18 protein-coding genes are annotated in these 26,812 nt (G+C 71.2%); 2 read left to right on the top strand and 16 right to left on the bottom strand.

Annotation, left to right across the window (positions count from 1 at the left end; translation table 11 throughout):
• The gene (locus ACIHFD_RS28940) at positions 1 to 1,665 is read left to right on the top strand and encodes an acyltransferase (protein WP_397369537.1); all 1,665 of its coding nucleotides are present in this window, start codon (positions 1 to 3) and stop codon (positions 1,663 to 1,665) included.
• Here ACIHFD_RS28940 and ACIHFD_RS28935 read toward each other — a convergent pair.
• From ACIHFD_RS28935 to ACIHFD_RS28925, 3 genes are read right to left on the bottom strand one after another with little or no spacing between them, the layout of a single operon-like run.
• Positions 1,602 to 2,813 carry a GDSL-type esterase/lipase family protein gene (locus tag ACIHFD_RS28935; RefSeq protein ID WP_397369536.1) on the bottom strand — a complete coding sequence of 404 codons (1,212 nt, stop codon included), beginning with the start codon at positions 2,811 to 2,813 and terminating at the stop codon, positions 1,602 to 1,604. The genes ACIHFD_RS28940 and ACIHFD_RS28935 overlap by 64 nt on opposite strands.
• A gap of 22 nt (positions 2,814 to 2,835) precedes the next feature.
• On the bottom strand, positions 2,836 to 5,502 hold the full coding sequence (locus ACIHFD_RS28930; protein ID WP_397369535.1) for a family 78 glycoside hydrolase catalytic domain: 2,667 nt from the start codon (positions 5,500 to 5,502) through the stop codon (positions 2,836 to 2,838).
• Positions 5,496 to 7,202: a hypothetical protein gene (locus tag ACIHFD_RS28925; RefSeq protein WP_397369534.1), complete on the bottom strand. Its 1,707-nt coding sequence runs from the start codon at positions 7,200 to 7,202 to the stop codon at positions 5,496 to 5,498. The genes ACIHFD_RS28930 and ACIHFD_RS28925 overlap by 7 nt, the downstream gene beginning before the upstream one ends.
• Positions 7,203 to 7,527: 325 nt before the next feature.
• Here ACIHFD_RS28925 and ACIHFD_RS28920 point away from each other — a divergent pair, with 325 nt between their 5' ends.
• Positions 7,528 to 9,399: a glycoside hydrolase family 127 protein gene (locus ACIHFD_RS28920; protein WP_397369533.1), complete on the top strand. Its 1,872-nt coding sequence runs from the start codon at positions 7,528 to 7,530 to the stop codon at positions 9,397 to 9,399.
• A 105-nt stretch (positions 9,400 to 9,504) separates the two neighbouring features.
• Here ACIHFD_RS28920 and ACIHFD_RS28915 read toward each other — a convergent pair whose 3' ends face one another.
• From ACIHFD_RS28915 to ACIHFD_RS28855, 13 genes are all read right to left on the bottom strand, one after another.
• Positions 9,505 to 11,118, bottom strand: a complete 1,614-nt coding sequence (locus tag ACIHFD_RS28915) for a hypothetical protein (protein WP_397369532.1) — start codon at positions 11,116 to 11,118, stop codon at positions 9,505 to 9,507.
• Between the two features lie 206 nt (positions 11,119 to 11,324).
• A complete protein-coding gene (locus ACIHFD_RS28910; protein WP_397369531.1) occupies positions 11,325 to 12,626 on the bottom strand; it encodes a glycoside hydrolase family 28 protein in 1,302 nt (433 codons plus the stop codon).
• Positions 12,623 to 14,629 (bottom strand): hypothetical protein, encoded by a 2,007-nt coding sequence (locus tag ACIHFD_RS28905; protein WP_397369530.1) that lies wholly within the window; start codon positions 14,627 to 14,629, stop codon positions 12,623 to 12,625. Before ACIHFD_RS28905 ends, ACIHFD_RS28910 begins: the two co-directional genes overlap by 4 nt.
• The gene (locus ACIHFD_RS28900) at positions 14,626 to 15,621 is read right to left on the bottom strand and encodes a DUF5605 domain-containing protein (RefSeq protein ID WP_397369529.1); all 996 of its coding nucleotides are present in this window, start codon (positions 15,619 to 15,621) and stop codon (positions 14,626 to 14,628) included. The genes ACIHFD_RS28905 and ACIHFD_RS28900 overlap by 4 nt, the downstream gene beginning before the upstream one ends.
• Before the next feature lie 2 nt (positions 15,622 to 15,623).
• Complete coding sequence (locus ACIHFD_RS28895; protein WP_397369528.1) at positions 15,624 to 17,012, bottom strand: DUF5060 domain-containing protein; 1,389 nt, start codon at positions 17,010 to 17,012, stop codon at positions 15,624 to 15,626.
• Positions 17,009 to 18,451 (bottom strand): ABC transporter substrate-binding protein, encoded by a 1,443-nt coding sequence (locus tag ACIHFD_RS28890; RefSeq protein ID WP_397369527.1) that lies wholly within the window; start codon positions 18,449 to 18,451, stop codon positions 17,009 to 17,011. Before ACIHFD_RS28890 ends, ACIHFD_RS28895 begins: the two co-directional genes overlap by 4 nt.
• Positions 18,448 to 19,629, bottom strand: a complete 1,182-nt coding sequence (locus tag ACIHFD_RS28885) for an exo-alpha-sialidase (RefSeq protein ID WP_397369526.1) — start codon at positions 19,627 to 19,629, stop codon at positions 18,448 to 18,450. The genes ACIHFD_RS28890 and ACIHFD_RS28885 overlap by 4 nt, the downstream gene beginning before the upstream one ends.
• Complete coding sequence (locus ACIHFD_RS28880) at positions 19,626 to 20,666, bottom strand: exo-alpha-sialidase (RefSeq protein WP_397369525.1); 1,041 nt, start codon at positions 20,664 to 20,666, stop codon at positions 19,626 to 19,628. The genes ACIHFD_RS28885 and ACIHFD_RS28880 overlap by 4 nt, the downstream gene beginning before the upstream one ends.
• Positions 20,663 to 21,703, bottom strand: a complete 1,041-nt coding sequence (locus ACIHFD_RS28875) for an ABC transporter ATP-binding protein (protein WP_397369524.1) — start codon at positions 21,701 to 21,703, stop codon at positions 20,663 to 20,665. Before ACIHFD_RS28875 ends, ACIHFD_RS28880 begins: the two co-directional genes overlap by 4 nt.
• A complete protein-coding gene (locus ACIHFD_RS28870) occupies positions 21,700 to 22,695 on the bottom strand; it encodes an ABC transporter ATP-binding protein (RefSeq protein ID WP_397369523.1) in 996 nt (331 codons plus the stop codon). The genes ACIHFD_RS28875 and ACIHFD_RS28870 overlap by 4 nt, the downstream gene beginning before the upstream one ends.
• The gene (locus ACIHFD_RS28865; protein ID WP_355201089.1) at positions 22,670 to 23,800 is read right to left on the bottom strand and encodes an ABC transporter permease; all 1,131 of its coding nucleotides are present in this window, start codon (positions 23,798 to 23,800) and stop codon (positions 22,670 to 22,672) included. Before ACIHFD_RS28865 ends, ACIHFD_RS28870 begins: the two co-directional genes overlap by 26 nt.
• A 6-nt stretch (positions 23,801 to 23,806) precedes the next feature.
• Positions 23,807 to 24,805, bottom strand: a complete 999-nt coding sequence (locus tag ACIHFD_RS28860) for an ABC transporter permease (protein WP_397369522.1) — start codon at positions 24,803 to 24,805, stop codon at positions 23,807 to 23,809.
• A gap of 9 nt (positions 24,806 to 24,814) precedes the next feature.
• Positions 24,815 to 26,797, bottom strand: coding sequence for an ABC transporter substrate-binding protein (locus ACIHFD_RS28855; protein ID WP_397369521.1), 1,983 nt, complete (start codon positions 26,795 to 26,797; stop codon positions 24,815 to 24,817).
• Positions 26,798 to 26,812: the final 15 nt, after the last annotated feature.

Raw genomic sequence — 26,812 nt, 5'->3', positions numbered from 1 at the left:
ATGACGGAACCGACCAAGTTCGACTTCTGCCCGTGGCTGTTCTGGGACCACGCGACCGAGGAGGACCGCCGCGCCCAGGAGAGCCACCTGGAGGAGCTGCGGGCCAGGTTCGACCTCAAGGCGGGCAAGGTGTTCGTCTCGCCGCTGGCCGCCGTGTACGCCGACCGCCTGCGCATGGGCGACCACTGCTACATCGCGGCCCACGCGTACGTCACCCATGACGTCGTCATGGGTGACGACTGCACCGTCAACCCGTACGCCGTGGTGCGCGGGAACATCGTCCTCGGCGACGCCGTGCGGATCGGCGCGCACACGTCCCTGCTCGGCTTCAACCACGGCACCGCCCCCGACCGCCCGGTCTTCCGCCAGCCGACCACGTCGAAGGGCATCCGGATCGGCGACGACGTGTGGATCGGCTCGAACGTGGTCGTGCTCGACGGGGTGACGATCGGCGACCACGCCGTCGTCGGCGCGGGCGCGGTGGTCACCAAGGACGTGCCCGCCTGGGCCATGGTCGCGGGCAACCCGGCCCGCCGCATCCGCGACCGCCGGAGCCCAGTGGGCGGCGGGCCATCCGCGGCCGGCCGGTCCTCCGCCACCGGCTCGGGGGACGATCTGGAAGGGCTGCTCGCCGGGTTCGCCGCCCGCGCCAGGGAGCAGGCGGAGGACGTGCTGGGGCGGTGCTGGACGGGGGAGCGGTACGTGGACCGCCCGGACGCCCCGCCGACCGTCCGCGCCTGGTGCGACGCGGTGGAGATCGCCGACCTCCTCCTGGACGGCCCGCCCCCGACCCCGGCGCGGGAGGAGATCGTCGCGTTCCTGCGGGACCGCCAGGACCCGGCCACGGGCCTGGTCCCCGAGATCGACGCCTCCGGGCCACCGTCGCTGGACGGGATCAGCGCCTATCACGTGCTCTGCGTCGGCTACGCCCTCGACCTGCTCGGCACCCGGTTCCGGCACCCCGTTCACGCCGTCGCGAACGTCACCTCGCAGGACCTGATCGCCTCGCTCGACGCCCTCGACTGGGAGCGCAACGCCTGGACGGCGGGCTCGTGGGTGGACGCGTTCGGCACCGGCCTGCACCGCAACCTCGCCGACTTCGGCGTGCGCGGCGAGACCGAGACCCTGTACGGGTGGCTGCTCACCCGCTGCAGCCAGGCCCACGGGATGTGGGGCGAGCCGGACCCGGACGCGGGCTGGCTGCAGGTGGTCAACGGGTTCTACCGGCTCACGCGGGGGACGTTCGCGCAGTTCGGAGTGCCGGTGCCGTACCCGGAGCGGGCCGTCGACACCGTGCTCGCCCAGGCCCGCGACCCGCGCTACTTCGGCCCGGACACCGGCAACGCCTGCAACGTGCTCGACGTCATCCACCCGCTGTGGCTGCTGGGCAGGCAGACCCGGCACCGCCGCGAGGAGGGCGCGGCGTGGGCGAAGGAGCACCTCGTACGGGCAGTCGGCGGTTGGCACGACGGGGCGGGCCTCAGCTTCGCCCTGACCAGGGGGAGCGGCGCGGCCCGTACGCCCGGGCTGCAGGGCACCGAGATGTGGCTGGCCATCATCTGGCTGCTCGCCGACTACCTCGGCGTCTCCGACGCGCTCGGCTACCGCCCCCGGGGCATCCACCGCCCGGAGCCGGCGGCGCGCCTGCCCAGACCCGGCCGCTGACCGGCGGCGTCGAGCAACACGCGCGGTTCGAGCGCGGCGGCCATCGCCCGGTGGCCCGCCGCGCTCGGGTGCAGGTGGTCGCCGCAGTCGTAGCGGGGCAGCAGGCGGCGGGGGTCGTCGGGGTCGCGAAGCGCCGCGTCGAAGTCGGCCGGCCCGTCGAACACGCCGCCGTCCCGTACGAACGCGTTCACCGCCTCCCGGGCCCGCTCGCCCTCTGCCGTGTGGTACTCCGCGCCCGCGAAGGGCGGGAGCGTGCCGCCGATCACGCGTACCCCGGCGGCGTGCGCCCGCTCGACGATGCGCCGGTAGGCGGCGACGAGCGGCTCCGCCCGCGCGCCCGCCCCGAGGTCGTTGACACCCGCCAGCAGGATCACGGCGCCGATCCCCGGCTTGGCCAGCACCTCGGCGGCCAGCCGCGCCTCGGCGTCGCGTCCCGTCCCGGCGGCCAGCACCCGGCCGCCGGACACGCCCTCGTTCACCACGGAGAGCGGCCACGACTCCAGCAGGGCCCGGTCGGCGAGGAGGTCCGGCCAGCCGTGGCCGGTCTCGGAGCCGACCCCGGTCGTGATCGAGTCCCCGAGCACCGCCACGGCCGACACCGGCTCGGGCGCGGTGACGATCAACGCGTCCAGCCAGTGCCAGACCGCCACCCCCTCGACGTACGCGGCCCCGTCCTCGTCGGCGGTGTGGTCACCGGGGAGCGACCGGTAGGCCGCGTCGTCCGGCGGGGCCGTGGCCCGGTTGCGGCCGGTCAGGACACCGCCGTCGCCCCGCAGGTGCAGGCTGACGGCCAGGCGCTGCCGGGGCGCCACCCGGCCGGGCAGCGCGTCCCCGAGCGCGGTCGCGCCCGGGGCCAGCGTCACCTCCGGCCGCCCGCCGAACGTCACCGTCCGGTTCGACCCCGGCACCAGCGCCGCCCCGGAGCTCGGGACGCCCACGCGGACGTGCCCGAAGGTCACCGGCCGGTCTCCGAGCGCGTTGGTCAGCCGTACCCGCAGGCCGGTCCCGCCCGTGCCGGTCCGCACCAGGTTGCGTACGGTGAGATCCCGCAGCCCGGCCCCAGCCCGCTCCGCGGCTGCCGCCCACGTGGTCACCGGACGGCCTCCCATCATCAGGCTGCTCCCGGCCCGCTCGGCGGTGGCTGCCACGTGGTCACCGGACGGTCTCCCGTCATCGCTCCCACGCCGCGGTGAACTCGTAGCGGCCGGACGCGACCCGGCACACCAGCGCCCCGCCGGCGACCTCACCGGGCACGGGCGCGCCGGACTCGCGGACCGACGCCGGATCGGTGGTCGGCACGTGCACCGTGGCCTCGGCCCCCGGCGGGATGCGGACCTCCAGCCGGAGCGTGTTCCCGTCCACCTCCCACCGGCTGCCCAGCCGGCCCAGCGGCGTGTCGTACGAGGCCGCGGCCCACTGGAGCCGCCCGCCGGGCAGCGGCCGGATAAGCGGGCGGCGGAACCCGACGGACCCCTCCTCCTGCCCGATCCCCGCGACCCCGCCGTACAGCCACGCCCCGACGGAGCCCAGCGCGTAGTGGTTGAAGGAGTTCATGGCGACGGGCCCGAAGCCGCTCTCCTCCGTCCACCCGTCCCACCGCTCCCAGATCGTGGTCGCGCCCCGCTTGATCGAGTACCCCCACGACGGGTAGCGGTCGTCGTGCAGCAGGGAGTAGGCCAGGTCGTGGTGGCCGTGCGCCGACAGGACGGGACCGAGCAGCCCCACCCCGGCGAAGCCGGTGGTCAGGCGTCGCCCGCGCCGTTCCAGGTCGGCCACCAGGTGCCCGACGGCCGAAGGGACGAGGGGCTCGGGGATCAGGCCGTGCGCGAGGGCCAGCAGGTAGCCCGTCTGCGTGTCGCCCGTGACGCGGCCGTCCGCCGACACGAACGCCCGGACGAAAGCCTCCCCGATCCTCGAACGCAGCTCGGCATAGTGGGCGGAAGCGGCCACGTCGCCCACCACGGAGGCGGCCTTCGAGGTCAGCTCCGCGCTCAGCGCGAAGTACGCGGTGGCCATCACCTCACGCGAGGTCCGCACGCCCGCCTGCAGCCAGTCGCCGTAGTGGCTGCCGGTCCGGTTGCGCCAGATCAGGTCGGGGTTGTGGCGTTCGACGTGGTCCACCCAGCGCCGCATGCTGGGCAGGCTGTCGCGCAGCACCCGCTCGTCCCCGTACACCCGGTACAGGTGCCACGGGACGACGGTGGCGGCGTCGCCCCAGCCCGGCGTGCCGTGCCGCTCGGTCATCACGTGCGGGATCACGTCCGGCACCGCGCCCTCGCCGGTCTGCGCGTACCGCAGGTCCGCCAGCCAGCCGGTGAAGAAGGCGGCCACGTCCGCGTTGTAGCAGGCGGTCGGCAGGAACACCTGGGCGTCGGCGGTCCATCCGAGGCGTTCGTCGCGTTGCGGGCAGTCGGTCGGCACGGAGACGAAGTTGCCGCGCTGGCTCCACCGGATGTTGCTCATCAGCCGCCGCACCATGTCGTCCGAGCACGAGAACTCGCCCGCGACCGGCGTGTCGGAGTGCAGCACCCGCCCCACGACCTCGACGTCCGCGTGCCCGCTGACCTCGACGTACCGGAAGCCGTGCACGGTGAAGCGCGGCTCGAACGTCTCCACCGCCGCCCCGGCCGCCACATAGTGGTCGGTGGCCTCGGCCGAGCGCAGGTTGGCGGTGTAGAGGCCGCCGTCGTCGTCCAGCGCCTCGCCGTGGCGCAGCGTGACCCGGGCGCCCTCGGGGGCGCCGCGCACCACCAGGCGGACCCGGCCCGCGATGTTCTGGCCCAGGTCGACGATGGTACGGCCGTCGCCCCGGTGGACGTCCACCGGCACGAGGTCCTGGGTGACGCGGACGGGCTCGGCGGCGGACGGGACGAGGACGTCGTGCGCGGTGTCCACGACTCCGGCGGGGGCCCAGGAGGCGTCGTCGAATCCGGGCAGGTCCCAGCCGGGCTGTTCGAGGCGGGCGTCGTACCACTCGCCCATGAGCAGGTCGGCGTGGCGCAGCGGCCCGGTGCTCTCCCGCCAGCGCCCGTCGGTGCCGACGACCGTACGGGAGCCGTTCTCGTGCTCGGCGACGATCTGGACCAGCAGCTGCGGGCGCCGGCCGTACCGCTGCGCCTGCTGCCGCATGTCCCAGCCGAGGCTGCCGGACCACCAGCCGTCCGCGAGGATCGCCCCCACGCAGACGGGGCCGTCGCCGGCCAGGTCCGTGACGTCGTAGACCTGGTACGGCACCCGCTGCCGGTAGTCGGTCCAGCCCGGCGTCAGCTCGCCGTCGCCGACCCGGTGGCCGTTGACGCGCAGCTCGTACAGTCCCCGAGCGCTGCACGCGATCCGCACGGCGGTCGCCGGGGGCAGGTCGAGCACGCGCCGGAAGTACCGTGGTGCGGGCAGGCCCGCGGTGCGGGCGGAACGCGGCTCGCCCTCGTCGGTGGGCGGCTCGAACGGCGGCTCGGTCTCGGGATCGTGCCCGATCCACGCCGCCACCCACTCGTCCTGGTGCATCACCCCGGTGTCGAACCACGATTCCGCCACCCCGCCCGGTCTTGTCTCGACCTTCCAGGTGTAGCGGGTGAACGACGCCAGCGGCGCGCCGCCGTAGTCGGCGCTGACGTCCTGGCCCTCGACCCAGCCGCTGTCCCAGACCAGCGCGCCGCGCGCGTGGACCCGGATCCGGTACGCGTCCTGCGCGTTGCCGCGCCGGTCCGAGGCCAGCCGCCAGCTCAGCCGGGGCACCGGCGTGCCGATGCCGAGCGGGGTGCCGCGGTGCTCGCAGCGCAGGTCGTACGGCCGCAGCGAGCCGCCTGCGGGCACCTCGGGGAGAGACCGGTTCACCATGCCCACTCCTTCGCCGGCCGGGCCGGCTCGTAGTCGCGCCGGGGCGCGGTCGGATGGACCTTGCGCCCGCTGTACATCGGCCGGGCGGTCCCCTCCGGGCTGATGCCGATCACGTCGTCCCCCCGCCAGCGCACGCGGTACTCCCGCCCCGCCGCCACCTCGGTGGTCGCCGTCTCGGGCACCGGGAACGTGACCGTGACGCGCTCCCCTCGCCGTGGCGCCGGGATCGACAGATAGCCGTCCGGCGCCCATGCTCCGGCCTGGGTCCCGTCGAAGTCCCCGCTCTCGCGGGCGACGCGCACCTTGGCGTACCCGGCCCAGTCGGGCACCCGCATCCGCAGCTCGCGCAGGTCCTCGTGGACGTCCAGGTCGACGCGGCCCTCGTGGGGGAGGTGGCTGAGCACGGTGACCTGCCGGGTGGCCCGGGTGAGGAGCAGGTTGACCCGGACGGCGTGGTGATCGGCGGTGACGATCGAGTTCCAGCCCCAGAACAGGCCGCGCAGCCCCGAGCCGACGCAGCACGCCTGCACGTCGGCCGTGTGCCCGCGGCCCAGCTCCACGTCGCAGACGAAGTCGTTGGGCGCGCCGTACCCGGCGAAGGCCCCGCGTACCCGCTCGCCCACCCGCACGTGGGTGACCCAGCCCGGTTCGTCCCCCGAGGCGTCGGGCGCGGACTCCACCCAGCTCAGGTCCAGGAGCTGCGACTCCACGAGGTGGTTGCGCAGGAACCGCTCCACCACGCCCCAGTACGCGGTGTGGCCCGACCCGGCCAGCGTGGTCCCGGTGCCGATCAGGTCCACCAGGGAGCAGCTCTCGTGCTCGTAGCGCTGGTCGGCCAGATCGCCGGGCGTCCAGCCGAACGCGGTGGCCTGCCCGAGTGCCCAGTCGTAGGCGCGGCGGACGTACGCGGTCAGCTCGTGGTCGCCGACGTGGCGGGCGTAGCGGGCGAGCCCTTCGAGCGTGCCGAGGCGGGTGTGGAAGTGGGCGCTGCGGTACGCGCGGGCGGGGTTGAAGCTCCCATCGTCCCCAAAGACTCCGCTCTTGTGCACGATCAGCCGGGCGAACCATCCGCACAGCTCCAGCGCGTCCTCGTTGCCCGTCGCCTGGTGGTAGCGCAGCAGCGGCATGATGAGCCGGCCGCTGAACGAGGCCGGGTCGGGGGCGAGGTGGAGCGCGATCGCGTTCGGCGAGGGCCAGCCGCCGGGGGTGTACTCGGAGGCGGGGTAGAACCACACGTCCCGCTCCTTGATCGCGATCCGCTTGAGCGCGGCCACGTGCCGGTCGGCCAGCCTTCTGGCCTCGGGGTCGCCGTCGGAGACGTACCAGGTGGTGAGCGAGAGGAGGACCGCCCGCTGGTCGATGAGGTTGGCGTTCGGGGGCCAGCCCACCTCGGGGCGCGCCAGGCGGTAGCTCAGCCCGTCGTCGCCGAAGAAGCCGATCAGCCGCCGCCTGAACCCCTCCTCCACCTCTCGCCAGGTGTCCTTGCCGGTCATCTGCCGGGCGAGCACGCAGGCGTCCAGGAGCCGTCCGTGGCTGGAGCCGTAGTCCCAGTCGCCGTGCCGCAGCGCCGCGGGGCGGGCCAGGAGGTCGGCGCTGAAGTACGGGATGCCGTCCATGTCCTGGTCGGGCAGTCCGGCCACCGCGTTCATGGCCAGCTCGGCCCGTTCTTCCAGCAGCACCGTGTCGGGGATTTCGGGCATGGGCGTCCTTTCGCATAAATATTCATACATGCATAGACGTCCCATCAAGCGTGCGTCGTCCCTCCCGCCCCGTCAAGGTGCACCTCCGCACTTCGGCCGAGGTCCTTCTGGGGGAAGGGGCGGCCAAGGGTGTACGCCCCGCCCCACGCCGCGCTCCAAGCGGCGACGCACGACGGGCGGTCGGTGGTGCGCGCCGCCACCCCGATTCCGGTGGGTGCCCTCCCCAAGGGACGGCAACCCCGGTCGGCGGGTCCCGGATACAGCATGGTGGAGCATAAATATTCGACCCTTGTTGGATATTTGGCCCTGAGGCAGGATGAGCAGTATGAGCGATGATCGGATGTCTTCGGTCGTACGGCCCGGCCCCGACGCGGCGGTGGCCCTGCGCCCCGTGGCGGGCGGGCGGGTCGAGGGCGGGTTCTGGGGGGCGCGGCAGCGGGTCAACCGCGAGGTCACGATCCCGCTGGGCGGCGAGCGGGTACGCGAGTCCGGCGCGTTCGACAACCTCAGGCAGGCGGGCCCGCATCGCGGCAAGGTGTTCGCCGACTCCGACGTCTACAAGTGGCTGGAGGCGCTCGCCTGGGAGCGCGGCCGGGCGGACGACGACGACCTCGCGCGGCCGTACAAGGAAGCGTCCGAGCTGGTCGCGGCCGCCCAGTGCGACGATGGCTACCTGCACACCCACACCCGGCTCACCGGCGCCGAGCGCTACTCCGACCTGGCCTCCAGCCACGAGCTCTACTGCGCGGGCCACCTCATGCAGGCGGCGGTGGCGGGCAGCCGGGCGGTCGGCGACCGTACGCTGCTGGGGGTCGCCACCCGGTTCGCCGACCACCTGGCGGCGGCGCTGCCCCCGGACGCGCTCGACGGCCACCCCGAGGTCGAGATGGGCCTGGCCGAGCTGCACCGGGAGACCGGCACGCGCGCGTACCTCGACCTCGCCGCACGCCAGGTCGCCACCCGCGGCCACGCGCTCATCCCGCTCAAGGGCCACCACGGGCCCGGCTACCGGCAGGACCGGGTGCCGGTGCGCGAGGCCGCCACGGTCGAGGGACACGCCGTACGCGCCATGTACCTGGCCGCCGGGGCGGCCGACGTCGCCGTGGAGACCTCCGATCTCGAGCTGCTCGCCGCCCTGGAGCGGCAGTGGCACGACATGGTGGCGACCAAGACGTACCTCACCGGCGGCCTCGGCTCGAACTGGTACGGCGAGGCGTTCGGCGGTCACCACGAGCTGGCCCCGGACACCGCCTACTGCGAGACCTGCGCGGCCATCGGCAGCATCCAGTGGTCGTGGCGGATGCTGCTGGCCACCGGCGCGCCCGCGTTCGCGGACCTGATCGAGCGCACGCTCTACAACGCCGTCCTGCCCGGCGTCTCGCTCGGCGGCGACCGCTTCTTCTACGTCAACGCGCTGCGCGTGCGCGCCGGAGCGGACCCCGACGACCTGCGCTCGCCGGCGCGCGGCCGCCAGGACTGGTACGGCACCGCCTGCTGTCCACCCAACGTGATGCGCCTGCTCTCCTCCCTCGACCACTACCTCGCCACCCGGGACGGCGACGGCGTCCAGCTCCACCTGTACGCGCCCGGCACCGTGCGGGCGGGTTCCGTGGTACTGGAGGTGGCGACCGGCTATCCGTGGAGCGGCCGGATCGAGATCACGGTCAGGGAGACCCCCGACCGGCCGTGGACGCTCTCGGCCCGCATCCCCGCCTGGGCCGACGCCGCCGGCGTGGACGACCGGCCGGCCGAGCCCGGCACCTACCACCGTGTCCGCAGGACCTGGCGGCCCGGCGACCGGATCGTGCTCGACCTCGGGATCCGGCCCCGGCTGACGGTGGCCGTACCCCGCCTGGACGTGGCCCGCGGGCAGGTGGCCGTCGAGCGCGGCCCGCTGGTCTACTGCCTGGAGCAGGCCGACCATCCCGGCGTCATCGTGGACGACCTGTGCGTGGCGGGCGCGGACCTCCGCGACGGGACCGCCGTCACCGGCCTGCCCGACGAGGTGGTGCCGGTCATCGCGCGCGGCCGGGCCCACGTGCACCGGGAGGAGGACGGCGGCTTCCCCTACCGCACCGCCGCCGCCCCCCGCGAACCGGAGCACGCGGGCCCGGTCGACCTCACGTTCGTGCCGTACTACGCGTGGGCGAACCGGGGGGCGGGCCCGATGACGGTCTGGGCGCCGATGCACGGCTGACACATGATCTCCGGGCGCGCGTGGCCTGACCACGGCCGTCGCCGCGCGCGCCCGGCCATACCTCCCAGGGACCTACTCCTGAGACGCGGCGGTCGCCGGCTCCTCTCAGGCTCCCAGGAGATCGTGTAGAGGCCAGCCGTCCTTGTCACCTGCCATGCGAAGGCAGAGCCCTGCGCGGCTGGCCAGCTCGAGCGGCGCGATCCCGGAGACGGCATGGCCATGGGCGAGTCGGTCGAGTGCCGCGCCGACGAGCGGTCCGGCGGTCCGAACGGTGGCGGCCAGCGCGATGGAGCGGGTGGAGCCTCCATGGAGGACGATGTTCCGCTGCCGGTAGAGGCGCCGGAACGTACCCCGCAGATAGCCGTTGACCCGATGAAGAATTCTTGTCGGGGCGGCGACCAGTTCCCGGGTTCGCTCGAAGGCCGCCGCCGTGGTGAGGTCGCATGCCGGACGGGCCGGCTGAGAGGCCAGCCACTCGGCCAGGCGTCTGGATCGTTCCCAGTTGTTGTCTCCGATGAGGTGCAAATCGCGGCGGAGCCGAGGATCCGCCGCCCGTATCTTGGGCGTGTGGCTCAATGCCGTCAGCTCGGCGCGCGGCCATCCGGCAGTCACCAGCGCGGCTGCCCGGTCGGCGGAGACCACGCGGCCCTCCTCATGATCGGCCTCGTCCGTGTCGCAGAAGAGCAGCGACTCCAAGGCGGCCCACGCGCCTGCGACTGCGGTGCTCGGCGAACTCTCGGTCAGCGGGGCAGCCAGCTCCAGCGCGTCGTCGATCCGAGCACCGTCGGAGCCTGACTCCGGAAGCTCGTACAGCAAGCCGACACGTTCCAGCGACAGGACGGTCACCGCAGGGTCGCCACGGTTGAAATCCTGAGGTTCAGCCAGACCGGACAGGAAGATCTGAGGATGGACGTCGAGAAACGTCTGCCCCCGCCGGTAACGGACCCGGTTCCGGATCCGGTCGAAACGTTCGGTGATCTCATGGAGTGCCGCGACACGGTCCCGGGCTCGGACGCGAAACAGCAGGCCGCCGCTGGCACGGACCGAAGCGATTCCCGGGAACTCCGTACTGAGCCGTCGGCTCACCTCCTCCGGGGACATCCAGTGGGAGGACTTGGCCGCAACCTGTGCGGCCGGCAGTTTGTCCCGCAGGACGATCATTCCTTCGTACTCATGGTCGCCACGGGCTTCGAGGTCCAGGAACAGCTCAATCAGGTCGACCGCGGTTCCGGTCGCTCGGAGGCGAGTCTTGACCTCGCTGTAGAGATAATCCTGATGAAATCCCATATCGAGCATGTGCGCCGCGATGCACCGGGCGGCACGTTCGACATGGACTGGTCCGGCCGCGAGCAGATCGCGCCATCGGCGCAGGTAACCGTCGGTCACGAGGTCGGCGAGGAGCGTCAGGGTGCGCTGGCTTCGTGCCCCTGGCTTGATCGGGGCGTTGCAGGCCCTGTGGATCTCCCGCCGCAACTCCCCATCCCCGATGGCGCTGTCGGTCCTGAGCCTGGGCAACAGGGACTCCCGGACGTACCACGCCAGAGTCTTCGGATGGAGGACATGGTGTCCCACCCAGTCCGCTGCCTCGACCGCCTCCCGCATCGCCAGGACCGTCCCGAGATCCCACAACCGCCGGTGCCAGGGCTGCCAGGATTCGAGGAGCTCTCCGATGCGGGCGCGGACCAGCGCGTCTGCATCAGTGGGGACGGCGATCGCCACGGAGTTCCTCCAGAGGTACGGGTATGGCAGCCGATGCGTTTGTTTGCGGACGGATGTTGACGGGGACTATCCTCGGTAAGACTTAGGCAGGGGAGTCGTCCTTTCAGGACCGCTCCCCATTGCCTTTTCTCGAGCCCGCTACGGCACCAGTTTGGCCTAACGGCATCACCGCTTTCCCGTGAATCACGCACGCCGATGGATCGTGATCAGCGGCTCACCGTGACGCCGGTGACCGACAGGTCCTCGACGTGTTGTGCCACGTCGGCCCGCTGCACGCCGGTGAACGAGCTGTCCCTGATCGTGATCTCCCTTAGCGGCTGCTCGGGATACCCCCGCAGCAGGTACGCGCTGCGCGTCCGGTCGCTGTGCAGCCCCGCGACGTTGATGTTGCGGATGAGCGGCGCCTCGTCGCCGTTGTGACCGTCGCCGTGGTAGAGATCGATCGAGACCGCCTCCTTGGTCAGCCCGCTGATCTCGATGTCCTTGACGAAGACGTTCTCCACGAAGCCGCCGCGCACCGAGTTCGTCTTGATGTAGAGCCCGAAGTACAGGCCGGGCCCGCCCCAGCGGCAGCGGCGGACGAAGACGTTGCGGATCCCGCCGGTCGTGTCCGTGCCGATCGCGACCGAGCCGTACCGGTAACGCATGTCGCAGTCCTCGATCAGCACGTCCTCGCACGGCACCCCGACCCGCCGCCCGTCGGGGCCGCGCCCCGCCTTGATCGCGATGCAGTCGTCGCCCACGTCGAACACGCACCCCGAGATCACCACCGAGCGGCACGACTCGGGGTCGCAGCCGTCGTTGTTGGGGCCGCGCGAGTGGATCGTCACGTTCCTGACCAGGACGTTCTCGCAGCGTACGGGGTGGATCTCCCACATGGGGGAGCGGACGATCCGCACGCCCTCGACCAGCACGTTGCGGCACAGGTACGGCTGGATCAGGTTGGGCCGCAGGTAGTGGCCCGCGCCGAACACGCGCTCCTCGACGGGCACGTTCCGCGCGGCCATCCGCTGCAGCGCGGCCCAGTCGTCGGCCTCATGCGGCGTGCCCGGCCGCCAGCCGAACTCCGGCGTGCCCACCCACGGCCACCAGTGCTCGGGCCCCGCCCCGCCGTCGAGCGTCCCGGCGCCGGTGATCGCGATGTTCTCCTGGCCGTAGGCGTAGACGAAGGGGGAGTAGTTGTAGCACTCGATGGCCGAGAAGCGGGTGTAGACGGCGGGGAGGTAGTCGGCGGGGTCGGTGCTGAACAGGATCGTCGCGCCCGCCTCCACGTGCAGGTCCACGTTGCTGAGCAGGTGGACGGCGCCGGTGGGGTACGTGCCCGCGGGCACCCGCACGTGGCCGCCGCCCGCTTGGTGGCACGCCTCGATCGCGGCGTGGAACGCCCCCGTCCACGTGCCCCCCGAGCCGCCGAACTCCGTGAGGTCGAACCACCGGTCGGGGAACTCCGGCGGTCGCACGCGCTCGCGCAACTCGTCGGCGTACCGCCACGCCTCTTCCTCGTTCATGGAACCTTCCTCATGCGCAGCGCGTGGTAGAGGGGCAGCGCGATCACCCAGGACGGGTTCCACGTGTTCGCCTCGCCTTTGCGCTGCCAGTTGGTCTGGAAGAACCCCTCACCCTGCTCGCCGGGCGTCTCGAAGCCCCAGTCGCCGGGCTCGCGGCAGATGCCCTGGCCCATGGCGTGCAGGATCGTCTCGGCCCTGACCGCGTACCGGGGCCGGCCGGTCAGCAGGCCGAACTCCATCAGCTCGGAGGTCGGGAAGAACACGTCGAGATGGTGGTTCTGCACGCTGACCGACGGCCAGCCGCACGCCTTGAACCCGCGCCGCCCGAACGTGCTGCCCGCGTCGAACTCCGGCGACCACACGTAGACGAACGTCAGCAGCCAGTCCGCCGCCGCCTCCGCCCACCGCGCGTACAGGTCGCGGCCGGTGAGCCGGTAGAGCTCGAAGGCGGCCAGGAAGTAGTACATCCCGGCCTCCTTGTCCTCGCCGGAGGCGTCCAGCGTGGCGTGCGCGAACGGCCGCTCGAACGTGGCCGCGTGCAGCCGGTGATAGTGCCCCAGCACCTCCTCGGCCCGCCGCAGCCACACCCGCTCGCCGCTCAGCCGGTACGCGCCCAGCATGGCCTGGACGCAGGCGATGCCGGCCGCGCTGACCATCGCCGAGAACGGCCGCCCGTCCGGCGTCCAGCCGATCGGGACGATGCCCTCCTGGAGCCTGGTCCGCCAGAAGAAGGCGGCGGCCTCCTCCACGGCCTCCTCCCACGCGGGCGGGACCGGCAGCCCCGCCTCCCTGAAGTGCAGCGCGATCCCGGCCAGGTCGGCTACCGTCTCGCCGTGGGCGCGGCTGGAGACGAAGTCCGCGCCGTCCTTGCGGAACGTCTCCCACCGGCCGTCGTCGAGCAGGTACCGGCCGTGCCGCAGCCCCGGGGTCGGCGTCCGGCTGCCCTCGACGTAGAAGTCCGCCGCCCGGCGGGTGCGTTCCGGGCGGCCGAGCAGGGCGTCGCACAGCGCGAGCTTGAGGCACTGGCCGGTCCAGCCGTACAGGTACGACCGGGGCCGCCCGTGGCGGGTGCCCTCGTAGGCGAGGTAGCCGTGGCCGGCCCAGCGCGCGTCCATGGCGTTGGCCTTGAGCCGGACGATGTCCTCCCGGCCGAGCGGGCGGGCGCCGTCGTCCTCCGGGTGGATCCGCGTATGGACGAGCTTCCTGAAGCCGTGGCCGCGCGGCTCGACCGCGCCCCAGTCGAGCGTGTGCCTGGTGGTGATCGTCTCGCCCGGGGCCAGGGTCCGGTAGCCGATCGGGTCGTCCGCGACCTCCGCCTTGCTGACGTAGCAGACGTCGGGCCTGCCGTCGAACATGATCACGCCGGTCATCGCCGCCACCGTCAGGCCCGGTGACCTGATGACGCCCAGGGAGTCGTAGGTGACCCTGCCCTCCTTGTCGCGGCGGGGGGCCGGGTGGGCGAAGAGGCTGACGTACCGGCCGGACCAGGCGGCGTTGACGGCGGGGACGGGCAGGCGGTCCTGCTCGCACACGAACCCGCCGCCCGGCTCGACGCGGGGGACCCTGCGGTGGGGGTCGGAGGAGGGGTTGCCGTTGTAGAGGACGCCGGGCATGGTGACGTTCGCGTCGTCGGTGGGGAGGGGGAGCAGGAGGCCTGCCGCCACGTCGGTCACCTCGTGCTCGGAGTCGTTGTGCCAGGTGGCGGTGAGGGTGAGCAGGCCGCCGGGGGTGAAGGCCAGCTCCAGCCTGGCCCCGAGCGGCCCCGTCCGCGCCGTCACCACCAGAGCCTCGCCCAGGGGCGCGAGCTGGACGGAGCCCGGGTGCTCGATCCGCCAGGGGCGGCCGGTGGAGGCGGTGAGCAGGCCGCGCAGCGGCGCCCGCAGGTGCGGGCCGTCCGCGTCGCGGTGGCGCAGCCGCACCTCGGGGCCGCCCTCGCCGGGCACCACCTCGACGACCTTCCCGCCCGGCTCGGTGAGGGCGGCGACAACAGCGGACGCCGTCACGCGTGCCTCCTGAGGCGGACGGCCTGGGCCCCGATGGCCGGCAGCGGGACCGTCAGCGTCCCGCCCTCCTGGACCCCGAGCGAGCCGACCGTCATCTCCCACGTGTCGATCACCTCGACCTCGTACCGCCCGGCCGGCACCTCGTACACCCGCTCAGGGAACCGGTGCTCGCCGCAGTACTCCAGGTAGAACTCTCCAGGCACCTCCAGCATCGGCGCGTCCCGATCCCGGTAACGCGCCTGCGCGGGCATCTCGGCGATCACCTCCCGCAGCAGCCCCAGCCGCGCCACGGCCGCGCCCGCCAGCGTGCCGCCGGCCTCCGACCAGGTCAGTCCCTCGTCGTCGAGGTACGACTCCCCGTGCGTGACGTACCGGCGCCGAACCGACCCGTCCCAGGCCTGGGCGACGACCTCCTCGGGGGTCAGGCTGTGCCATGGATCGTCCGAGTCCCCCTCGTACCCGCACATGTCCATGAGCACCGGCTTGTGGTGGTCGCGCGTCCCCACCCAGGCGTCGCGCGGGCTGCGCGCGGCCACGCTCCCGTGCGTGAACGCGCGCCGCCACAGCAGCGGCGAGCCCGCCTCTGCGGTGATCGACAGCGGGTGGTGCCCGGGGTCCTCCTCGGCGACCAGGTCCGCGAGACGTACCCAGTCATGTTCGGAAATTTCGGGGAAAAGGGTGGGGTCGGCGGCCAGCGACCACCACACGTTCGCGTGCGCGGCCAGCCGCGGCACCACCTCCGCCACCAGGCGGGCCGCCGCGTCCACGTCCCCGATGCCGTCGGAGGGGTGCAGCAGGACCAGCTCGGCCGTCACGCCGATCGCGCCCAGCTCCGCCACCCGCTCCTCCAGCGAGTCCAGCGAGCACCGCGTCGCGAACGCCGCCATCCGCACCCGGTCGAACGGCGACGACTCCAGCGTGGCCAGCGTCCGCGCCCGCCGCTTCTCGCCCTGCAGGTGCCAGCCGAGCGCGGTAGTGGCCAGCGAAATCATGATCACACCCTCGTCATTCGCAGCGCCAGGTACGGCCGGCTTGGCAGCCCGACGCGCGCCCGGTCCCGGTGCACCCCGTCCACCGGGGTGATCGTCATGTTCCAGGCGTCGATCAGCTCCACCTCGTAGTTCCCTTCCGGGAGTTCGACGGTCACGGAGGAGGGCCGGCGCCGGCCGAGGTAACGGAGCAGGACGCCGTCGCGGCGGGCCTCCATGACCTCGCGCAGGAACGCGATCCTGGCCGGGCTCTGCCCGCGCAGCTCGCCGCCGTTGCCGACCCACGGCCGGCCCGGCCCGCCGGTCACCACCTCGCCGTGCCCGACGTACCCGCCGCGCACCATGCCCTCCCAGAACCGGTCCACCAGCTCGGGCCCGCCGATGTTGCCCCAGCGTTTGCCCGCGTCCCCCTCGTAGGAGATCTCGTCGATCACCACGGGCTTGGGGCACGTACGCAGCCACTCGTCCGTCAGCGTGGCGTCCCAGTGCTGCACGCTCTGGTGCGTCACCCACGGCTTGGTGAAGTCGTACAGGGACGCGACCTCGTACATCCGCGTCCCGTTGTGGATCGACCGCAGATGCTCGTACGGGTCCAGCCGCACGACGGTCCGCAGCAGGTCGTCCCAGTCGGCGACGGTCTTGGCGTGGTTGAAGTCGTACTCGTTGGCGACCGACCACCACACGTTGCGGTAGGCCGCCAGGCGGGCGACGACGTGGCGCAGGTACGCGTGATCGGCCTCGCGCCCCATGTCCTCCACCCCGCGCAGACCCTCGTCGTACGGGTGGAAGAGGATCACGTCGGCCTCGACCCCGATGTCCCGCAGGTCCCGGATCCGGGCCTCCAGGTGCCGGAAGAACACCGGGTTGAAGCGCGTCTTGTCCAGCCCGCCGGGGTCGTCCCCGGCGAAGGGCACCTCGGGCGGCGACATCCGCCCGGTCGGCAGCACGCACATGCGGAGCTTGTTGAACGGCGAGGCCGCCAGCGTCCGCAGCGTCTCGCGCTCGCGCTCCTCGTCCATGTCGTGCGTCCAGTGGTAGCAGGTCGTCCCGAACGGCAGGTACGGCGTCCCGTCGGCGTACGCGAAGCCCGTCCCCACGGCCCGCACGGGACCGTGGTTGCCGGCGGACGCGGGCGTCACCTCGAAGCCGCCCGCGTGCCCGTCCAGCTCACTCACGTTGCTGACGGTCGTGAACCGCCACGGACCCACCGCGTCCGGCATGAACCGGACGCGGTAGACACCGTCGCCGTCGTAGAAGCCCTCGGCCTCCACGACGCGGTTGCGGTACCGGTACCGGGCCGACAGGCGAACCTCCGCGAAGGGGTTGCCGCCCGCCGGTCCGGCCAGCTCGATCTCGTGGACGCCCCAGCGCTCCACGGTGTCCGGAGAGGTCACCAGTCCTTCCCAGCGGCGGCCTGCGCCTTGATGTAGGCGGGGATGTCCTGCTGCTCGGAGACGGTCAGCGACTGCTCGGCCGTCATGCCGTCACGCAGCACGTGCTGGCGGAAGACCGAGTACAGCGGCAGGTCCCAGAACTCGGTGTTCTGGTAGTTCGACACGGTGGCGTTCTCGCCCCAGTACACGCCCGAGGTGTCGATGCCGGCCAGCTCGGGGACGCTCTTGCCGAAGTTCGACACGACATTGTCGGTCTGCAGGACGGCCTTGATGCCCTGCTTGGACAGCTCGGTCTGGGCCTCCTCAGAGACCAGCCACTTGACGATCTGCAGCGCCTGCTCCTTCTTCGCCGAGGACGGCGGGATGAACGCGGCCCGGGTGTTCGGCTGGTAGATCGCCTTGGAGCCCCGCTTGAGCACCGGGATGGAGGTGACCCCGATGTCGACGTTCTTGGCCTGCTCCTTGAACGACTCCTCGTCCCCGTCCTCGATGAACAGCTCGCTGCCGGCGTACATGTTCAGCCGCGACAGCGTCTCGACCGCCATGGCCAGGTGCCCCGGCCGGCTCATGTCGCCCTTGAAGAAGTCGGTGACGGTGGTGAAGTCGTTGCGCGGGATCTCCAGGAAGCGGTACAGGTTCTCCACGTACTGCTTCCAGCCGTTGCCGCTGATGCTGACCTTGACCTCTTCGGGCTTCGGCTCCTCGCTCGTGGTGGGCTGGAACGGGTAGAGGCCGAGCTGGTTGAACTCCAGGTACTGGTCGGGGTGCTGCATGTAGCCCTTGTAGTGGTCCAGGCCGTCGTCCCTGGTCAGCTTCTTGGCCATGGTGTACGCCTCGTCGTACGTCATGCCGGGCTTGGGGTACTTCACCCCGAACTTGTCGAAGATCTTCTTGTTGTAGAGCAGCACGTGCTCGTCGATGAACAGCGGCACGCCGTAGACCCCGCCGTCGGAGCGCGACTTGACCAGCTCCACGCTGGCCTTGTTGAGCTTGCTCAGGTCGATGCCGGCCTTCTGGAGGTCGGGGGTGAGGTCGCCGACCCAGCCCATCGGCTCCAGGTCGCGGTCGATGCGGGACTTCGGGTCCTCGATGATGATGTCGGGGGTGACCCCGGCGCTCTTGAGGTTCTCGTAGCGTACGGGGAGGTCCCACGTCGCGTACTTGATCTTGACACCGGGGAACGCAGCCCGCAGCCTGTTCCCGATGATCTCGTCGAAGACCCTGGTCCCCTGCCTGTTCCCGTCGACGCTCGACTCGAACGGCTTGTAGTTGGCGGCGAAGATGAACAGCTCGTCGTCACAGACGCTGAACGGCTGGTTGTACTTGTTGGGGACGTTCTTACACTCCCCAGTCGATGCGCCCGCCGAGGCGTTCGCGGGGGTGGCGACGACGGTCAGAGCGAGCGCGAGCAGCGCGAGCCCGCGGGTCTTGTGGTTCATTCGGTCTCCCCCTTGGAAGGCGTGTAGCTGCACTGGCGCACGACATTCCGCCGGACGCCGCTCCTGAATTCGGTGATCGTGTGCTCGGGCCAGTTCGACAGCAGGCCCACGGCGTCACGCAGGTAGGACTCGTTGAAGACGACGTGCCGGATGTTGTTGCGGTTGTAGGAATAGACCATGTGGATGAAGCCGTCGCTGCTCTGCGTCATCACCGGATAGGTGAACTGCGGCCCCGACTGTGCCTCCACGTCGACGGAGTTCTCCCAGGTCCGGCCCTTGTCGGGAGACAGCGACACCCGCATGGGGGAGCGGTGCTCGACCCAGGGGTTATAGGCCAGCACCAGCTTGCCGTCGTCCAGTTTGAGCGCGGCGATCCGCGAGTTCGGGTTGCCGATGGGCTCGGCCACCGGCGCGCTCCAGGTGCGGGCGAAGTCGGTCGACACGCTCTTGTAGATCGCGCCGTCGCCGGTGCGCATGTAGGCGACCAGCTTGCCCGGCTCCACCTCGACGACCGTCGGCTGGATCGAGCTCTTCGCCGTCTTGATCCAGCTCGTGTGCTCCTCCGGATACGCCTTCCACGTGCTCATGTCCTGGCTGAAGACGTAGAAGCCGGAGCTGGACCCCGCCTCGTCGTAGATCGGCAGCAGTACCTCGCCGTTGGACATGCGGATCGGGTTGGTGCCGACCATCCACCCCCACTCCTTGCGGATGTAGGTGGGCTGGCTCCAGGTGTGGCCGCCGTCGTCCGAGGTGATCAGCCGGATCGGGGCCTGTTCCCAGCCGTGCCCCTCGATCGTCACGAAGAACAGGTAGAGGCGCTTGCCGTCCGACCACAGCACCGGGTTGCCGTCGGCCTTGCCCGGCTCGTCGAACACCACCTCGGGCTTGGACCACGTCTTCTTGCCCACCGCCAGGCGCGACAGGTAGAGCGCCTGGTTGGGCGCTCCCTCCGAGGTGCCGCCGTAGTAGACGGTCAGGATGTCGCCCGTCGGCGCCTGCGCGATCGCGGCCGCGTGCACCTTGGGCACGTTCGGGTCGGGAGCGGCCACGTCCTGGCGGCAGGCGTACGAGCCGGTCGGCTCCACCCGCACCACGCCGCCGCCGTCATCGGTGACGTACGACGGGACGGCCACGGCCACCGCCAGCGCGCCGTACAAGATGCTCTGCCTGAATCTCATGGCTGGTCAATCTCCAGATATTTGATGGTCTTCCGCAGGTAGGAAAAGGCGACGTGGAGGCGTCCGCCGCCGCCGTCGATGACGCTCGGGTAGGAGTAGCCGAGCTCGTTCTGCCAGTACTCGGGGTCGGCGTCCTGCAGCACCCGCCGGTGCGGCCACCGGGCGCCGCCGTCCTCCGACACCGCGAGGACCAGCGGGGTGCGCAGTGCCTTCCTGCGCCGCTCCCCGTTCTTGGTCACCCATCTGAACTGGTCGCGCTCCAGGCTCGCGTCGTTGTAGACGAGCGCGAGCCGGCCATCCACCCTCGTGAGCTGGACGGAGGAGTCGTTGTTCGGCAGGTCGGTCCGTTCGGGAGCCGACCACGTACGGCCGTCGGCGGAGGCCGAGGCGTGGACGCGGCCCGCCTTCCGGTCCCTGAACAGCGCGAGCAGCCGGCCGTCCGGCCGCCGCGCGATCGTCATCTGCACCAGGTCGCGGCTGCCGGGGACCGGGTGCTCGGTCCAGGTGCGCCCGCCGTCCGCGCTGACCTCGACGACGCTGCGGTCGCCGGAGGCGCCGCAGTGGTAGGCGGGCAGCAGCCAGGTGCCGTCGTCCAGGATCAGCGGCGGGTGCCGCACGAAGATCCCTGGCTCGGCGAGCAGCACCCGGGGTTCGCTCCACGTACGTCCGGCGTCCGCCGAGGTCCTGGCCACGACGTGCGCGCTCTTCTGGTCGTACGGCTCGCTGGAGGTGTGCAGCAGCCAGAGCAGCCCGTCCGCCTCGAACAGCACCGGGTTCTGCTCGCTGCGCTCCGGGTCGGCGGCGATCACCTGGGGCGGTTCCCAGCGGTCGCCGGCCAGCCGCGACAGCACGACGTCGGTGCCGGGGTGGCCCTCCTCGGGGCCGCTGAACCAGGTGCACAGCAGGTCGCCGCCCTGGGTGCGCAGCAGGTTGGCCGCGTGGTTGTCCGGGCCGTGCGGTGCGGGCAGCAGCGCCTCGCGCGCGCCCGGAAGGTCCGCCGACGGCCTGACAACGCCGTCGAAGCGGGGATCACTCATGCCTTCACCTCCCGTACGTCCGGGTCCGGCACGCCGCGCAGCTCCAGCTCCTCGGCCAGGTGGCAGGCCACCCGGCGGCCCCCGATCTCGCGCAGCGGCGGCGGCTCCGTACGGCAGGTGTCCCTGGCGTACACGCAGCGCGGATGGAACGGGCAGCCCGTCGGCACGTGCGCCGGGTCGGCGATGTCGCCCAGCAGCTTGATCCGCTCCCGGTGCCGCTTGGCCGCCGGGTCCGGGTCGGGCACCGCCGACAGCAGCGCCTCGGTGTACGGGTGCAGCGGCCGCGTGTACAGCTCCTCGGTGGGGCCCTGCTCGACGACCTTGCCGAGATACATGACCGCGACCACGTCCGAGACGTGCTCGACGATGCCCAGGTCGTGGCTGACGAACAGGTAGGCCAGGCCCGAGTCCTCCTGCAGGTCCCTCAGCAGGTTCAGGATCTGGGCGCGGACCGACACGTCCAGCGCGCTCACGGCCTCGTCGGCCACCACCAGCCGGGGTGACAGGGCCAGCGCCCGCGCGATCCCGACCCGCTGCCGCTCGCCGCCGCTGAAGGCGTGCGGGTAGCGGTTGGCGTACTCGGGGCGCAGGCCCACCCGGTCGAGCAGCTCGCCGACACGTTCGTCGATCTCCTCCTTGGAGCCGTACCTGTGGGCGCGCATCGGCTCGCCGATGATCTCGCGCAGCGTCTTGCGCGGGTTGAGCGAGGAGTGCGGGTCCTGGAAGATCATCCGCACCTGCGCCCGGTACGGCTTGAGCTCCTTCTCCTGCAGCCCCGCCACGTCGATGACCGAGCCGTCCGGCTGCCGGTAGAGCATGCGCCCGCCGGTCGGGTCGTGCGCCCGCACGATGCACCGGCCGAGCGTGGTCTTGCCGCAGCCGGACTCGCCGACCAGGCCGAGCGTGCTGCCCGGCTCGATGGCCAGGTCGACCTCGTCCACCGCCTTCACCGCGCCCACCTGGCGGCCCAGCAGCCCGCTGCGGATGGGGAAGTGCTTGGTCAGCCCCTCGATGCTGAGCAGGGGTTCCGTGCTCACGCTTCCTCCTCGTAGAGCAGGCAGGAGACCTCGCGGTCGGCCATCGGGACCCGGCGCGGCAGCACGACGTCGCACTTCCCGGCCACGACGGAGTCGCAGCGCGGGTGGAACGGGCAGCCGTCCGGCCGCGCGTACGGCGGGGGCACCATGCCCTTGATGGCCGTCAGCCGGGTCCGCGAGGCCCGTCCGAGCCGGGGCATCGAGCGCAGCAGCGCCCGCGTGTACGGATGCCGGGGCGCGGCCAGCACCTGCTCGGCCGCCCCGTACTCCACGACCCGGCCCAGGTACATGACCGCCATGCTGTCGGCCACCTGCGCGGCCACCCCCAGGTCATGCGTGATCATCATGATCGCCATGCCGAAGTCCGCCTGCAGGTCCCGCAGCAGCTCCAGGATCTGCGCCTGGGTGGTCACGTCCAGCGCCGTCGTCGGCTCGTCGGCGATGAGCAGGCTCGGCCGGCACGACAGCGCCATCGCGATCATCGCGCGCTGCCGCATCCCGCCGCTCAGCTCGAACGGGTACGCGTCCACCCGGCGCTGCGGCATGGGGATGCCGACCCGGTCGAGCATCTCGATCGCGCGCCGCCGGGCGGCGGCCTTGCCGACGTTCTCGTGCAGCCGGACCGCCTCGACGATCTGGCTGCCGATCGTGTGCACCAGGCTCAGCGAGGCCATCGGCTCCTGGAACACCATCGCGATGTCCCGCCACCTGACCTGCCGCAGCAGCCGGCGGTTCGCGCCGACCAGCTCGACGGGGCCGCTGTCGCGGTGCAGCGTGATCCGCCCGCCCTCGATGTGGCCCGGCGGGTCCACCAGGCGCAGGATCGACCGGGCCATGACGCTCTTCCCGCAGCCGGACTCGCCGACGATGGCGAGCGTCTCGCCCTTGCGCACCCGCAGGTCCACGCCGTCCACCGCGCAGACCACGCCGTCGTCGAGCAGGAAGTGGGTGCGCAGGTCCTCGATCTCAAGCAGCACGTCGTCTGCGGCCACGCCGGACCCTCCTGTTCCCGTACGGATCGGCGGCGTCACGCAAGCCGTCACCGAAGAAGTTCATGGCCACCACGACCACCACCACCGCGACGCCCGGCGCCAGCAGCCAGGGGGCGTTCGCGACCACGCGGATGTTCTGGGCGCCCTCCAGCAGCACCCCCCAGCTCACCGCCGGCGCCTGCAGGCCGAGCCCGAGGAAGCTCAGGCTGGTCTCGCCGAGGATCATGCTCGGGATGGCCAGCGACAGCGACGCGATGATGTGGCTGGCGAACGACGGGATCATGTGCCGGAAGATGATCGACAGCCGGCCCACGCCGTCCAGCCGTGCGGCCATGACGAAGTCCTCCTCGCGCAGCGACAGGAAGCGTCCGCGCACGTCCCTCGCCAGCCCGGTCCACCCGATCAGCGACAGGATCACCGTGATGGCGAAATACCTCGTCAGCGGCCCCCAGTCGGTCGGGAGCGCGGCCGAGAGCGCCATCCAGAGCGGCAGCGTCGGGATAGCGATCAGGAACTCGATGACCCGCTGCACGGCGTTGTCCACGCCGCCCCCGAAATATCCGGATATGCCGCCTATGAGCATGCCGAGTAAGAAGCTCGCCGCGACCCCCACCAGGCCGATCGACAGCGACACCCGGGCCCCGTGGATGAGCCTGGACAGCAGGTCGCGCCCGTTCTGGTCGGAGCCCAGCAGGAAGACCGGCTCGCCCTTGGTGACCGGGCCGATCAGGTGGAGGTCCGACGGGATCAGGCCCAGCAGCTCGTACTCGTCGCCGTGCACGAACAGCCCGACGTCGATCCGCTGCCCGGGGTCCTCGGTGTAACGCTGCTCGTACGTCTTCGGGTCGCGCTCGGTGCGGTAGCCGTGCACGTACAGGCCGAGGTCGCCCGAGAAGCGCAGCACCTGCGGCGGCGCGTACGTCATCGACGTGTTCGCGGTCGAGCTGGACATCGGCGCGAAGAACTCCGCGAAGATCGCCACGAAATACACCGGCACCAGGATGGCCATCCCGGCCAGCGCGAGCCGGTGCCTGCGGAACTGCCGCCACATCAGCCGCCACTGCGGCAGCGTTCCCACTTCCTTGGTCGGTCGCCTGAGGAACATGCGGCGCTACTCTCTCTTGTACCGTTTACGGATTCGCGGGTCCCACCAAGCCAGCGCCAGGTCGCTCACCACGGTTCCGATCACGGTCAGCGTGCTGAGGATCATGATGAAGCTGCCGACCAGGTACATGTCCTGGTTCATGACGCCGTTGAGCAGCAGCGGGCCGCCGGTCGGCAGGCTCATGACCACCGACACGATCGTCTCCCCGCCGATCAGGCCGGGCAGCAGCCAGCCGACCGTGCTGAAGAACGGGCTGAGCGACATCCGCACCGGATACTTCAGCAGCAGCTTCCACTCCGGCAGGCCCTTGGCCCTGGCCGTGTGCACGTACGGGCGGTAGAGCTCGTCCAGCAGGTTCGCCCGGGTCACCCGGATCATGCCGGCGGTGCCCGACACGCCGATCACCACGATCGGCACCCACAGGTGGCCGAGCAGGTCGAGGACCTTGCCCAGGTTCCAGGCGGCGTCCTGGAACTCGGGGGAGAACAGGCCGCCGACGCTCTGGCCGAAGAAGCGGAAGCCGACGTACATGAGGACCAGCGCCAGCATGAACTCCGGCACCGCCATGCCGATGAACCCCAGGAACGAGAAGCCGTAGTCACCCCACGAGTACTGCTTGACCGCGCTGTAGATGCCGATCGGGAACGCGATCGCCCAGACCATGAGCAGCGAGCTGATCGACAGCACCGCCGACAGCGCGACCCGCTCGCCGATGAGCGTGGAGACCGCCTGGTTCCAGGCAAACGATTGACCAAAATCGCCGTGCAGGAGGATCGCCGTGATCCAGCGCCAGTACTGCAGCAGGAGCGGGTCGTCGAGGCCGTACCGGTGCCTGAGGTTGGCGATCTCCGCGGGGGTGAGGCCCTCGCCGCCCGCCTGCGCGTTGGCCACGAGCGTCGAGACGTAGTCGCCCGGCGGCAGGTTGATGATGACGAACGTGACGATCGAGATCGCCCAGAGCGTCACCACCACGTAGACCAGGCGGCGGCCGAAGTATCCCAGCACGTCGGCTCCTCAGAGGGAGTACTGCTCGGGCTGGGTCGGCCCGGGGCTGGTGAGTGCGTTGGCCATCGAGTCGGGCACGTTCTTGAAGCTGTTCGACACGATGCCGTACTCGTCCGGGTACGTGCTGATCCCGATCGCGTAGAACTGCTGCGCCGCGATCTCGACCACCTTCCTGGCGGACTCGATCGCCTTGGTGGTGTCGGGCTCGGTGCGCATCGTGGTGAACGCCTCCAGCTGGTCGCGCACCTCCTTGGGCGGCTCGTCGCCGGCCTTGCCCTTGCTGCCGTACCACTGCGCCCAGCGGATGGCGTAGCGGGCGCTGCCGGAGTTGCTCGGCACGTAGTAGTGGTCGCCGCCGGTGCCCGTGATGATGTCGAAGTCGCTGCACGTGTACGTGGAGGCCTGCGGTTGGTTGGCCATCGTGCGCTCGGTGAACAGCGTGCCCGCCACCGGGTCCACCCGCAGCCCGACCCCGACCGCCTCCCAGCCCTTCTTGACGAACTCCAGCGCCTCGGTGTGGTGCGGGAACTCGGTGCTGGCCATGACCGTGACGATCAGCGGCTTGCCGTCGGGGCCCAGGCGCTTGCCGTCGGCGTCCTTCTTGGTCAGCCCGGCCTTGTCGAGGTGCTCGTTCGCCTTCGCCGCGTCGAACTCGGTGTACTGCTTGCCGAACGCCTCGTTGTGGACCACGTTCCGCTTGGACGGCGCGGCCTGCCACGGCTCGCCCTGGCCCGCGTACACGCCGTCGATGATCTCCTTGCGGTTGATCGCGTACGACAGCCCGATCCTGAAGTCCTTGTTCTGGAACAGCTTGCGCAGCTCGTCGTCCGCGATGTTCTGGTTGAACTGGATGATCATCGTGTTGCTGAGCCGGCTCGGTATGTCGAACAGCCGGTACTTGCCCTTGGCGGAGTTCTGGGAGACCAGCGGCTTGTTCTCCGGCGTGTTGAAGTTGCGCAGCTGCATGCCGATCTCGCCGTTCATGATCTTCAGCAGCTCGACCTGGACGTCGCCCAGCACCTCCGCCCGGTAGCGGTCGATGTACGGGAGCTGGCGCCCCTGCTGGTCGACCTTCCAGTAGTACGGGTTGCGCTCGGCCACCAGCGCCGTGCCCTTGCCGATCGGGTTGGTCACCTTCCAGGCGTGCAGCGTGGGCTGGTCGGCGTTGTGCCACGGGTCCTGCTTCAGCATGAACAGCTGCGTCCAGTCCTCGAGCTGCTGGTCCTTCGCGAGCTGGTCGGCCTCCGGGTTGTACTTCTTGTGGAACTGCTTGAGGTAGTGCTTGGGCAGCAGGAACCCGCTCAAACCGGGCCGCTCGAAGGTCGCGACCGCGATCTGGAACAGCAACCCCGCCTTCGGCTCCTTGTAGACATAGCGGACGGTCCGGTCGTCCACCTTCTCGACCTTCACCCGCTCGGTGGTGCTGCCGTTCTCCAGGAAGAGGTCGTAGATGCCGGTGGTGTGCAGGTCGTGGTACGTGGCCACGTCCTCGAAGGCGAACATCAGGTCGTCGGCGGTGCACGGCTGGCCGTCCGACCACTTGAGGCCCTCGCGGAGGCGGAAGACGTACTCCCGGCCCGCGTCCTTGACCTCGAACTCCGCCACGTTGGCCACGATGTCCTCGGGGCCCTTCTGGCCGTTCGTGCCGGGCTTGAGCCTGACCAGCGGCTCGTACCCGATGGTGTTGATCAGCCAGTCGATGTCGTCGTCGCCGACGATGGCCGAGGCCCAGGTGCCGCCGTACGCGCCCGGTTCCTTCAGCGGCGTGACGACGAGGGGGTTCTTCGGCAGGCGCTGCTCCAGCGGCGGCAGCTTGCCGCTCTTGACCAGCTGCGCCAGCGCCGGGGACTCCTTGGCGGACATGTCGGCGGCCTGGACGGCGCCGCCGGTGTCGGGGCTGGTGTCGAGGAAGCTGCAGCCAGTGGCGGTGGTCAGCAGGAGAAGGCCGCCGCCGCGGAGGAGGTTCCTCCTCGTGAACGGTTGGTGGGTCATGGGGGGTACTCCAGT

Source organism: Nonomuraea sp. NPDC051941 (genome assembly GCF_044593615.1).
Note: the sequence above shows the minus strand (reverse complement) of the source record. Positions and strands in the feature narration are given on the sequence as shown.

What these genes read in the sequence shown, in the direction of transcription:
- ACIHFD_RS28940 (WP_397369537.1), top strand. Translation starts at nt 1, where the DNA reads ATGACGGAACCGACCAAGTTCGACTTCTGCCCGTGGCTGTTCTGGGAC.
- ACIHFD_RS28930 (WP_397369535.1), bottom strand. Translation starts at nt 5,502, where the DNA reads ATGGTGAACCGGTCTCTCCCCGAGGTGCCCGCAGGCGGCTCGCTGCGG.
- ACIHFD_RS28925 (WP_397369534.1), bottom strand. Translation starts at nt 7,202, where the DNA reads ATGCCCGAAATCCCCGACACGGTGCTGCTGGAAGAACGGGCCGAGCTG.
- ACIHFD_RS28920 (WP_397369533.1), top strand. Translation starts at nt 7,528, where the DNA reads ATGAGCGATGATCGGATGTCTTCGGTCGTACGGCCCGGCCCCGACGCG.
- ACIHFD_RS28910 (WP_397369531.1), bottom strand. Translation starts at nt 12,626, where the DNA reads ATGAACGAGGAAGAGGCGTGGCGGTACGCCGACGAGTTGCGCGAGCGC.
- ACIHFD_RS28900 (WP_397369529.1), bottom strand. Translation starts at nt 15,621, where the DNA reads ATGATTTCGCTGGCCACTACCGCGCTCGGCTGGCACCTGCAGGGCGAG.
- ACIHFD_RS28890 (WP_397369527.1), bottom strand. Translation starts at nt 18,451, where the DNA reads ATGAACCACAAGACCCGCGGGCTCGCGCTGCTCGCGCTCGCTCTGACC.
- ACIHFD_RS28885 (WP_397369526.1), bottom strand. Translation starts at nt 19,629, where the DNA reads ATGAGATTCAGGCAGAGCATCTTGTACGGCGCGCTGGCGGTGGCCGTG.
- ACIHFD_RS28880 (WP_397369525.1), bottom strand. Translation starts at nt 20,666, where the DNA reads ATGAGTGATCCCCGCTTCGACGGCGTTGTCAGGCCGTCGGCGGACCTT.
- ACIHFD_RS28865 (WP_355201089.1), bottom strand. Translation starts at nt 23,800, where the DNA reads ATGTTCCTCAGGCGACCGACCAAGGAAGTGGGAACGCTGCCGCAGTGG.
- ACIHFD_RS28855 (WP_397369521.1), bottom strand. Translation starts at nt 26,797, where the DNA reads ATGACCCACCAACCGTTCACGAGGAGGAACCTCCTCCGCGGCGGCGGC.